10 protein-coding genes and 1 tRNA gene are annotated in these 9,719 nt (G+C 34.6%); 2 read left to right on the forward strand and 9 right to left on the reverse strand.

Annotated elements, in window-relative coordinates; translation table 11 throughout:
• Window positions 1–109: 109 nt before the first annotated feature.
• The 9 genes from ACIQZ1_RS08860 to panB form a co-directional block, all read right to left on the reverse strand.
• Window positions 110–194 (reverse strand) — tRNA-Ser (locus tag ACIQZ1_RS08860).
• A 135-nt stretch (window positions 195–329) separates the two neighbouring features.
• Window positions 330–1,460 carry a 3,4-dihydroxy-2-butanone-4-phosphate synthase gene (ribB, locus tag ACIQZ1_RS08865; protein ID WP_396160607.1) on the reverse strand — a complete coding sequence of 377 codons (1,131 nt, stop codon included), beginning with the start codon at window positions 1,458–1,460 and terminating at the stop codon, window positions 330–332.
• A complete protein-coding gene (locus tag ACIQZ1_RS08870) occupies window positions 1,450–2,937 on the reverse strand; it encodes an LptF/LptG family permease (RefSeq protein ID WP_396160608.1) in 1,488 nt (495 codons plus the stop codon). The genes ribB and ACIQZ1_RS08870 overlap by 11 nt, the downstream gene beginning before the upstream one ends.
• A 27-nt stretch (window positions 2,938–2,964) precedes the next feature.
• The gene (locus ACIQZ1_RS08875; protein WP_396160609.1) at window positions 2,965–3,627 is read right to left on the reverse strand and encodes an outer membrane lipoprotein carrier protein LolA; all 663 of its coding nucleotides are present in this window, start codon (window positions 3,625–3,627) and stop codon (window positions 2,965–2,967) included.
• Window positions 3,628–3,642: 15 nt separating this feature from the next.
• Window positions 3,643–6,117: a DNA translocase FtsK gene (locus tag ACIQZ1_RS08880; RefSeq protein ID WP_396160610.1), complete on the reverse strand. Its 2,475-nt coding sequence runs from the start codon at window positions 6,115–6,117 to the stop codon at window positions 3,643–3,645.
• 6 nt (window positions 6,118–6,123) lie between these two features.
• A complete protein-coding gene (locus ACIQZ1_RS08885; protein WP_396160611.1) occupies window positions 6,124–6,498 on the reverse strand; it encodes a diacylglycerol kinase family protein in 375 nt (124 codons plus the stop codon).
• Between the two features lie 7 nt (window positions 6,499–6,505).
• Window positions 6,506–7,000, reverse strand: a complete 495-nt coding sequence (gene tpx / locus ACIQZ1_RS08890; protein ID WP_396160612.1) for a thiol peroxidase — start codon at window positions 6,998–7,000, stop codon at window positions 6,506–6,508.
• A gap of 136 nt (window positions 7,001–7,136) precedes the next feature.
• Window positions 7,137–7,826, reverse strand: coding sequence for an RluA family pseudouridine synthase (locus ACIQZ1_RS08895; protein ID WP_396160613.1), 690 nt, complete (start codon window positions 7,824–7,826; stop codon window positions 7,137–7,139).
• A gap of 155 nt (window positions 7,827–7,981) precedes the next feature.
• Complete coding sequence (panB, locus tag ACIQZ1_RS08900) at window positions 7,982–8,800, reverse strand: 3-methyl-2-oxobutanoate hydroxymethyltransferase (protein WP_396160614.1); 819 nt, start codon at window positions 8,798–8,800, stop codon at window positions 7,982–7,984.
• 131 nt (window positions 8,801–8,931) lie between these two features.
• Here panB and ACIQZ1_RS08905 point away from each other — a divergent pair, with 131 nt between their 5' ends.
• Together ACIQZ1_RS08905 and ACIQZ1_RS08910 are read left to right on the forward strand one after the other, a co-directional pair.
• Window positions 8,932–9,372, forward strand: coding sequence for a nuclear transport factor 2 family protein (locus ACIQZ1_RS08905; protein ID WP_396160615.1), 441 nt, complete (start codon window positions 8,932–8,934; stop codon window positions 9,370–9,372).
• Between the two features lies 1 nt (window position 9,373).
• Window positions 9,374–9,719: outer membrane beta-barrel protein (locus ACIQZ1_RS08910; RefSeq protein ID WP_396160616.1), on the forward strand; the 346-nt coding region annotated here is incomplete at its 3' end.

Consider the following 9,719-nt stretch of genomic DNA (forward strand, 5'->3'; position numbering starts at 1 on the left):
TGATAAAATAGGTGTTTTTTGACTAAGGTCTAAAAATGAAAAAACCTCTAAAACGCTTGGTTTTAAAGGTGTTTTTACTTTTTATGTTTCTTTTGAAACATCGCTTTCGCGGAGAAAGAGGGATTCGAACCCCCGGACCTGTTACAGTCAACAGTTTTCAAGACTGCCGCATTCGACCGCTCTGCCATTTCTCCAATAAGACGTGCACTACTTTCGTATTGCGAGTGCAAATATAAAAGGTTTTTTCTATTAAAAAAACAATTGTATTACTTTTTTTAGAAGTTTTTATTAAATACCTGATAGTCAATATTTACTATCTGGTTTTTTATTTAATAATTCAAATACTCGGTTATTTCTAAGCCGTAACCAATCATTCCCACACGTTTGTTTTGCCAAGAATTGGTTAATAATTTAATCTTAGTAATGTCCAAATCATGTAAAATTTGCGCACCAATACCAAAGTCTTTGGTATCTACAGCAATTCTTGGTGTCGTAAAATCTCCTGCCGCTTGCAAACGTTTCAACTCGGCCAAACGATCCAACAATTCCACTGATTGCATTTCCTGATTGATAAACAAAATCGCACATTTATCATACGATTCAAATTTCTTAAAGATATCTTCTAACTTCTTATTTAACGTATCGGTTAAACTACCCAATATATCATTCGTGACTTGCGTAGAGTTAATACGGGTTAAAATGGCCTCACCCATACTCCAACTTCCCTTTGTTAAGGCAATATGCACCTGTTTGTTCGTAACTTGCAAATACGCACGCAAACGGTACGTTCCAAAACGGGTTTGTATTTCAAAGTCTTCTTTTTTCTTAATCAAACTGTCGTGTTGCATTCGGTATGCCACTAAGTCTTCAATAGAAACCAATTTCAAATCGAATTTCTTAGCCACTTCTACCAATTCTGGTAAACGTGCCATCGTACCATCATCATTCATAATCTCGCAAATGACACCTGCAGAAGAATACCCTGCCAAACGAGCAAAATCAATAGCCGCTTCCGTATGCCCAGTTCTTCGTAACACCCCACCTTGTCTGGCAATTAAAGGAAAAATATGTCCTGGTCGTCCCAATTCGTACGGTTTGGTATCCGGATGCACTAAAGCTTCAATAGTTTTAGCACGATCCGCTGCAGAAATACCTGTAGTCACCCCATTTCCTTTTAAATCTACAGAAACCGTAAAGGCCGTTTCCATATTATCAGTATTGTTGGTTACCATGGTATGCAATTCCAATTCCTTACATCTCGATTCGGTTAATGGCACACAAATAAGCCCTTTTCCGTGCGTAGCCATAAAGTTGATCATTTCTGGCGTTACTTTATCAGCAGCCGCTAAAAAATCGCCTTCATTCTCTCTGTCTTCATCATCTACCACAATAATCATTTTACCCTGACGGATATCTTCAATAGCTTCTTCTATGGTATTCAGTTGTATCTTATGACTCATTAGTTGTTGTGTTTTCGCTAGGTAGCGAATTAGTATTTCGTTTCGTAAGCATTTTTTTAATAGGCAACACCAACCAATCTAAATCGATGGTTAATCCCATATCTTTGGTGGCTCTGTAGGTAAACATTATAGCAAAAGGCGTGAGTAATAAAGCACCCGCTGCCGTTCCTATAAAAGGAGAAATAGCGTCTTGTCCGGCTAATTTCTTACCAAACGTATTGGCAAAATTATAAATAATAAAAATTACTACTGCAAATATAATAGGCAAGCCAAGCCCCCCTTTTCTAATAATGGCACCCAAAGGCGCACCAATAAAAAACATCAACAAACACGAATAGGCAATTAAAATTTTATCGTAATACCCAATCCAGTGGTCGTTAATATTGTTTTGTTTAAACTCCAAATCGGTTTTATATCCGTCCAAAGTAAAAATAGTATTGTTAATATTGTTTTTGGCAACATCTATCACCAACGTTTTTTTATCTGTTGGAAACAAATCAATTAAATCGCCAGTTAATTTAGTTTTTTTAGGCACTATTACAGAAGAAGACACGGGCGCATTATATACCATAGCAAGACTTTCGGCACTTTTATCTAAGTTGTCACTATACGCCGTAACATCTTTGTTAAATGTCGTTTGTAACGAATCAATCGTGTATTTCAATTCGCTCATATTAAGCATGTTGTACGCGTTTACAATCTCAGCGCCTTCTTCTGATGCGCCGTTTAGTTTTGCTAAATCAATGGTAACGGTATATTTCTTAAAACTACTTTTAGCAAAAGGCAGCTTGTCGCGTTCTTCAAACTTTTTAGGTTGAATGTCTTCGTAATAATTTCCATCTAATAAATCCAACTGCAATAAATTGGTAGATTCATCACTTTTCAATACCCCTTTTTTGGCTTTAATAACAGTAGTAACCGTACCAAACTCCCCTTTCTTCATATGCATCGTAACACCCTCTAAAAACGAGCCGTTTTCCCCTGATTTCTTTTCAACATGAATGGAGGTTGTGGTACCAATTTTACTAAATTGTCCTTCACCAATAGCCATAGCCGGTTTGGTTTGAATAATAGACTTTCTTAAGTTTATAAATCGGTATTGGGCTTCAGGAATAATATTATTGGCAAATAAAAAGGCAATACCACTAAACAACACGGTACAAACAATTAAATACTTCATGGCACGTCCTAAAGATATTCCGCCCGACTTCATTGCCGCAAATTCATAGTTTTCTGCAAAACTACCAAAGGTCATAATAGAAGCCAATAAAATAGACAATGGCAACACCAAAGGCACCATGATTGGCGAGTAATAAAAGATAAATTTAAAGATAGTCAAAGCATCTAAATCCTTACCTGCCAATTCGGCAATAAACAACCAAATACTTTGCAATACGAAAATAAAAAAAAGGATTACAAATACCGTAGCAAATGTAATCAGGAATGATTTTAATAAATATTTATCAATTATTTTCATGGAGTGGTTATACGTAAAAGCTACAGATTAGTCCGCTTTATTAATATAATAATTTGGATATTTCGCTTTTACAAAGGTAAACTGATTTTTTGCTAACGTTTGGTTAAATTTAAACGAAGAAACTGTTAAAGTGGTTCTAGTACCATTTTTACCAATTTCAATTAAGTTATAGATATGATTGGTTTTGGTATCAATACCAATTAAGATTTCTTTACGTTTATCCGTCACACTAGAAGGCGTAAGCTTTACATACTGAATGGTTTTCCCAGCCATAGGTTGTTTGATATCCATAGCGAATTTAAATCCTTTTTTAAAGAAGGTAAAAATCTTGTTTGGTGACATCGCATTAGCATCATTCTCATCATGGTTAGATACCGTAATTTCTTCATCTTCAGGAACAATCGTGTATATTTTCTTTCCATCAAATAATTTAGTAACACCCATAAAAGTTAAATGATACTTGTTACCTTGAAGCATCACCTTTCCTGTACTTTCTTGATTGATTTTTTCTGCAGAGTTATTTATAGCATACTTAAAGTCAATCACCATATTTTTATAGGATTTTGCTTTGGCAACTACTTTATCTAATAATGCTTTACCCGCATTTTTCTCTTTCGGTGGGTTGTTTTCTCCAGTTGTAAAGGCCACTAAAAATAGGGCGATAACTGATAGTGTAACTAATTTTTTCATTATATGGTTTTCAATCTATTGTTCGTTCTTAAAAAATATTTCTAACGAATTCATATCCGTTATTAAAACTTGTCTGGCTTTGCTACCTTCAAAAGGTCCTACAATACCAGCCGCTTCTAATTGGTCAATAATTCGTCCTGCTCGGTTATATCCAAGCTTTAGTTTTCTTTGAATTAAAGAAGCCGAACCTTGTTGTGCCGAAACAACAACCTCAGCCGCATCTCTAAATAATGAATCACGTTCCGATATATCCATATCAAGTTTTATGCCACTATCTTCACCCACATAATCTGGCAGTAAATAGGCATCGGCATACGCTTTTTGCGAACCAATAAAATCACAAATACGTTCTACTTCTGGAGTATCTACAAAGGCACATTGCACACGAATTAAATCATTTCCGTTAGAAAACAACAAATCCCCTCTACCAATCAACTGATCCGCACCCCCTGAATCTAAAATGGTTCTTGAGTCAATTTTAGACGTTACTCGGAAGGCAATTCTTGCTGGGAAATTGGCTTTAATCATACCTGTAATTACATTCACAGACGGACGCTGCGTAGCAATAATCAAATGAATTCCAATAGCACGAGCCAATTGCGCCAAACGCGCGATAGGCAGTTCTACTTCTTTACCCGCCGTCATAATTAAATCGGCAAACTCATCTACCACTAAAACGATATACGGTAAAAAACGGTGCCCATTTTCTGGGTTTAATTTTCGTTGTTTAAATTTCTCATTATACTCTTTTATGTTACGCACCATAGCATCTTTAAGCAAAGAATAACGATTGTCCATTTCCAAACACAACGAGTTTAAGGTATTAATTACTTTCGCATTATCGGTTATAATCGCCTCATCCGTATCAGGAAGTTTGGCCAAATAATGACGTTCAATTTTATTAAAAAGGGTCAACTCTACTTTCTTCGGATCTACCAATACAAACTTCACTTCCGCTGGATGTTTTTTGTAAAGTAACGATGTCAATACCGCATTTAATCCTACCGATTTACCTTGTCCAGTTGCTCCTGCCATCAATAAGTGCGGCATTTTAGCTAAATCTACAACTAACGTTTCATTAGAAATGGTTTTTCCTAAAGCAATAGGCAATTCCATTTCTGCTTGTTGGAATTTCGGCGAAGCAATGGCACTTCTCATAGAAACCATCGACGGATTGGCATTTGGTACCTCAATACCAATAGTCCCTTTACCCGGAATGGGCGCAATGATACGAATACCTAATGCCGATAACGACAAGGCAATATCATCTTCCAAACTCTTAATTTTAGAAATACGAATACCCGCTTCAGGTACAATTTCGTATAACGTAACCGTAGGTCCTACAGTAGCTTTAATCTGAGCGATTTCTATTTTGTAGTTCTTTAAGGTATCTACAATCTTATTTTTATTTTCCTCTAATTCGGCTTGATTGATAGTAATTCCCACTCCCGAATAATCTTTCAACAATTCAATAGAAGGCATTTGAAAGTTAGACAACTCTAAAGTTGGATCAAATTCACCGAAATCTTGCACCAAACGTTGGGCAATACTTTCTTCTACTATATCTTCCTCTTCTGGTTTTTCGATAATAAAAGACGAATCTTCCGTTTCAATAATTTCAGGTTGTTTCGGTGTTTCTTGTGGTGGTGTGTCTAATTTAATTTCAGACGCATTTTGTATGGTAGGCTTTAAAGCCGTTTTATCTATTTCAAAAGCCGAAGGCGCATCACGGTCAATCACTTGCATGTTTGTCCATTCGTCATCTGTATCTTCAATTATAGGATTTTTTTTTAATGGCGGTGCTACTATAGCGGCTTCCTCTTCACTATCTGAAAGCACTGGTGATATAGTGTCAGAAGTAGCTTCCTCGTCAATCTCATTTTCATCAACTACAGCTACAGGCGAAGCTTTCGCATCTAAATAGTCTTTTAGTTTGTCTGGAGACACTTTCACCTTAAAGATTAAAAATACAATTACGCTGAAAACTAAAATCATAATCGTACCAATATTCCCAGCATAATCTTGAATTAAATCATGCAATTCGAAACCAATTACTCCAGATAAATGTGGAACATACTCCCAAATAAGTCCAAAAAATAAGGAAATGGTGACCATCGCATACAAATCCCAAAAGGTAGATTTTCTTATTTTACCTAGTGGCAAATCAATTAGTAAATACGCACCAATTAAAAAGAAAATTTTTACAAATAAGAAAGAAGCAATACCAAAACCTTGATACAAAAAGAAATCAGCCAACCAAGCCCCTATTTTACCCAACCAATTTTCAACGACTACGTTTCTATTGGCCAGCTCATTTATTTGACTTTGGTCGTTACTACCTGAAATATAATACGATATAAAAGATAATAATAAAAACAATGCAATTATAACGAAGAAAAAACCAGCAACGAACTTTTGTCCTCGTGTGGTTTTAAATATAGAAGTTCGCAGTTTCTTATCTGAAGCGCTTGTTGTTTCTTTTTTAGCCATTAATTTCTATAAATTAAATAGTTTCGGTACATAAATTAAAGCACCTACTGTTAACGCGCTACTTGCCGCAAATAAAACGGCACCAGCAGCAATATCTTTAATAAAACCTATTCGGTCATGAAATTCAGGGTGAATAAAATCTGCTATTTTCTCCACTGCCGTATTTATACCTTCAATTCCTAATACCAATCCGAAAGCTAGTATTTGCAACATCCACTCTTCACGACTAATATGGAAATAAAATCCAGCAAATATCATTAAAAGCATAATAGAAAATTGCACCATTATACTATGTTCCGTTGTGATTAATTTAAAGGCGCCTTTTACGGCAAATCCAATACTTTTAACTCTACCTGAAAAAAATCTTTTATCTTGAATCATCTTATTTTTATGCGTTTAAAGCCGCTTCGTAATTTGGTTCGTTAGCAATTTCACTAACCAATTCAGAATAAGCTACTTTTCCAGTTTCATCAATTACAACAATCGCTCTGGCATGTAATCCTTTTAAAACAGAATCAATTAAAGTTACCCCGTAATCCGTTCCGAAACTTCCATCTCTAAAATCTGATAAGTTCACTACATTTTCTAATCCTTCCGAACCACAAAAACGTTTTTGAGCAAAAGGCAAATCTTTAGAAATACACAATACTTTAGTATTCGTTAAATCGTTAGCCATTTTATTAAACGTTCGTACTGAAGTAGCACAAGTAGGCGTATCAATACTTGGAAAAATATTTAAGATAACACGTTGACCTTTAAAATCTTGTAAAGAAATTTCAGACAAATCGTTTCCTACTAATTGAAATTGGGGTGCAGCTGAACCAATAGCTGGTAAAGCAGCATTTGTGTTTACAGGATTTCCTCCTAAAGTAACTGTTGACATGGTTTTAAATTTTAAGGTTCAAAAATACAAAAAATATTTTTGCTTAATATCAAATAAGTAAAGTTTATTTACGATTTGGGATTTACGATTTACGATTTACGATTTACGATTTGGGACTTTCGACTTTACGACTCACTTAAACCAACTTCCACAATACATCTTCCGGTACTGGAGCGATAATTTCTAATGGATCTTTAGTAACCGGATGCGTTAACACTAATTTTCTGGCGTGTAAATGAATACCACCGTTAGGATTACTTCTATCAAATCCGTATTTTAAGTCGCCTTTAATTGGGCAACCCACAGCAGTAAGTTGCGCTCTAATTTGATGATGACGTCCGGTATGTAAATCAATTTCTAAAGCGTAATAATTATCTAATTTCTTAATAATTTTATACGATAGTTTGGCTTCTTTTGCATCAGGCACTTCTTTTAAATGGGCTTTAGAAGTGTTATTTTTAGTATTTCTTCGTAAAAAATGCACCAAAGTATCTTCCGTTTTTGGCGGCGCATTTTTAACAATAGCCCAATAGGTTTTCTGTGTTTCTCTGTTTTTAAACGTTTCATTTAAACGGGTTAATGCTTTTGATGTTTTAGCAAACACCACAATTCCTGTTGTAGGTCGATCCAAACGATGTACCACACCTAAAAACACCTCACCCGGTTTGTCATACGCCACTTTTAAATACGATTTCACAATATCCGATAATGGCTCATCACCGGTTTTATCTCCTTGTACGATATCGCCAACGCGCTTATTTACTACTATTATATGATTGTCTTCGTGAAGAATTTGAAGATTTTTTGAATCGGAAACTATTTTCATTGTTTTTTTTAGATTTTTAGAAGGTTAGACATCTTAGATTTTTAGACTTTCTAAAATTCTTAATTTTTATTTATTGTCATTTCGACGAAGGAGAAATCACATTATGCTTAGATTATGCGATTTCTCCTTCGTCGAAATGACAACTTTAATTAGTACTAGTACTGTTCGTTAGCATTAGGAAAATCTTCTGATTTTACATCAGCTACATATTGCCCGATTGCTTTCGTCATATCTTCAAATAAATTCATATATCTGCGTAAGAATCTTGGACTAAATTCGTGTGTCATACCAATCATATCGTGTAAAACCAACACCTGACCGTCTACGCCACTACCCGCTCCAATTCCAATTACCGGAATAGAAATACTTTCGGCAACTTTTTGTGCTAATTTCGCCGGTATTTTTTCTAAAACTAGAGCAAAACAACCAATACGTTCTAACATTTTGGCATCTTCTAGTAATTGATCCGCTTCTTCCTCTTCTTTGGCACGAACCGTGTACGTTCCGAATTTATATATCGATTGTGGTGTTAAACCCAAATGTCCCATTACAGGAATTCCGGCATTTAATATTTTCTTTATTGACGATTCAATTTCTTTACCACCTTCTAATTTTACAGCGTGTCCGCCGCTTTCCTTCATAATACGAATAGAAGAACGCAACGCTTCTTTAGGATCCGATTGATAACTTCCGAAAGGTAAATCAACCACAACTAACGCTCTATCCACCGCTTTCACCACACTGCTTGCGTGATAAATCATTTGATCTAAAGTTATGGGTAACGTGGTTTCGTTTCCTGCCATTACATTACTGGCCGAATCGCCTACTAAAATCACATCAATACCTGCTGTGTCTACAATTTTTGCCATTGTGAAATCGTATGCCGTTAGCATAGAAATTTTTTCACCATTGGCTTTCATATCAATTAACGACTTCGTAGTAATTTTTTTATAATCTTTTTTTGCTACAGACATATGCTTTTGTGTTCAGTTATCAGTTTTTAGTGTTCAGTAAATACCGAATGAAATATTTTGTAAAATTAATATAAAGATATGGATTGTAACAATTTTTCTACATTTAATACCAATAAATAAATGTAACCATTATGAGACAAGTATTTATTTTATTATTTTTTGGATTAAGTATTGGTGTTTTTGCACAAGAGGAAAAGGCAATCAAACAATCCATTTCAGTATTTTTTGAAGGTTTACAAAGTAGTGATACTTTAAAAATTCAATCTGTTTGCCATAAAGAGATGAAATTGCAATCAATCACGGAAAAAAACACGGTTGGAGGGTTGTCATATCAAAGTAATTCAGATTTTTATAAATCCGTAGCCGCCATTCCAAAAAACCTAAAAATTGAAGAACGCCTTTTAAGTTATAACATTCAAATAGATGGCACTATGGCAAACGTTTGGACACCATACGAATTTTATATCAATGAAAAGTTAAGTCATATTGGCGTAAATTCCTTTACTTTTCTTTTAGAAAATAATATTTGGAAAATAGTTCATATTATTGACACCCGAAGAAAAAAGATTTAAAATGAAAAACACAGTTGCCTTATTTTTTTTAATAATAGTTTCTATTTCGTTTGCTCAAGAAAATCCAAAAAAAACATTAAAAATAGTTCTTTCAGGTTTTATTGACACGTATTATTCCTATGATTTTGATGCGTCTGAAAACAAAGACAAACAAAATTTTTTATACAATTATAACAAACAAAATAACTTTAATATAAATATTGCATTAGTAAGAGCGTCAATTAGTTATGAAAATATTTACGCAAAAGTTTCGGTGCAATCAGGAACGTATGTGGAAGCCAATTATGCTGCTGAAAAAACCAAATACTTAAACGAAGCGTATTTGGGTGTGTATTTAAATAATAAAA

Source organism: Flavobacterium sp., from assembly GCF_044341185.1.
Classification (GTDB): Bacteria; Bacteroidota; Bacteroidia; order Flavobacteriales; family Flavobacteriaceae; genus Flavobacterium.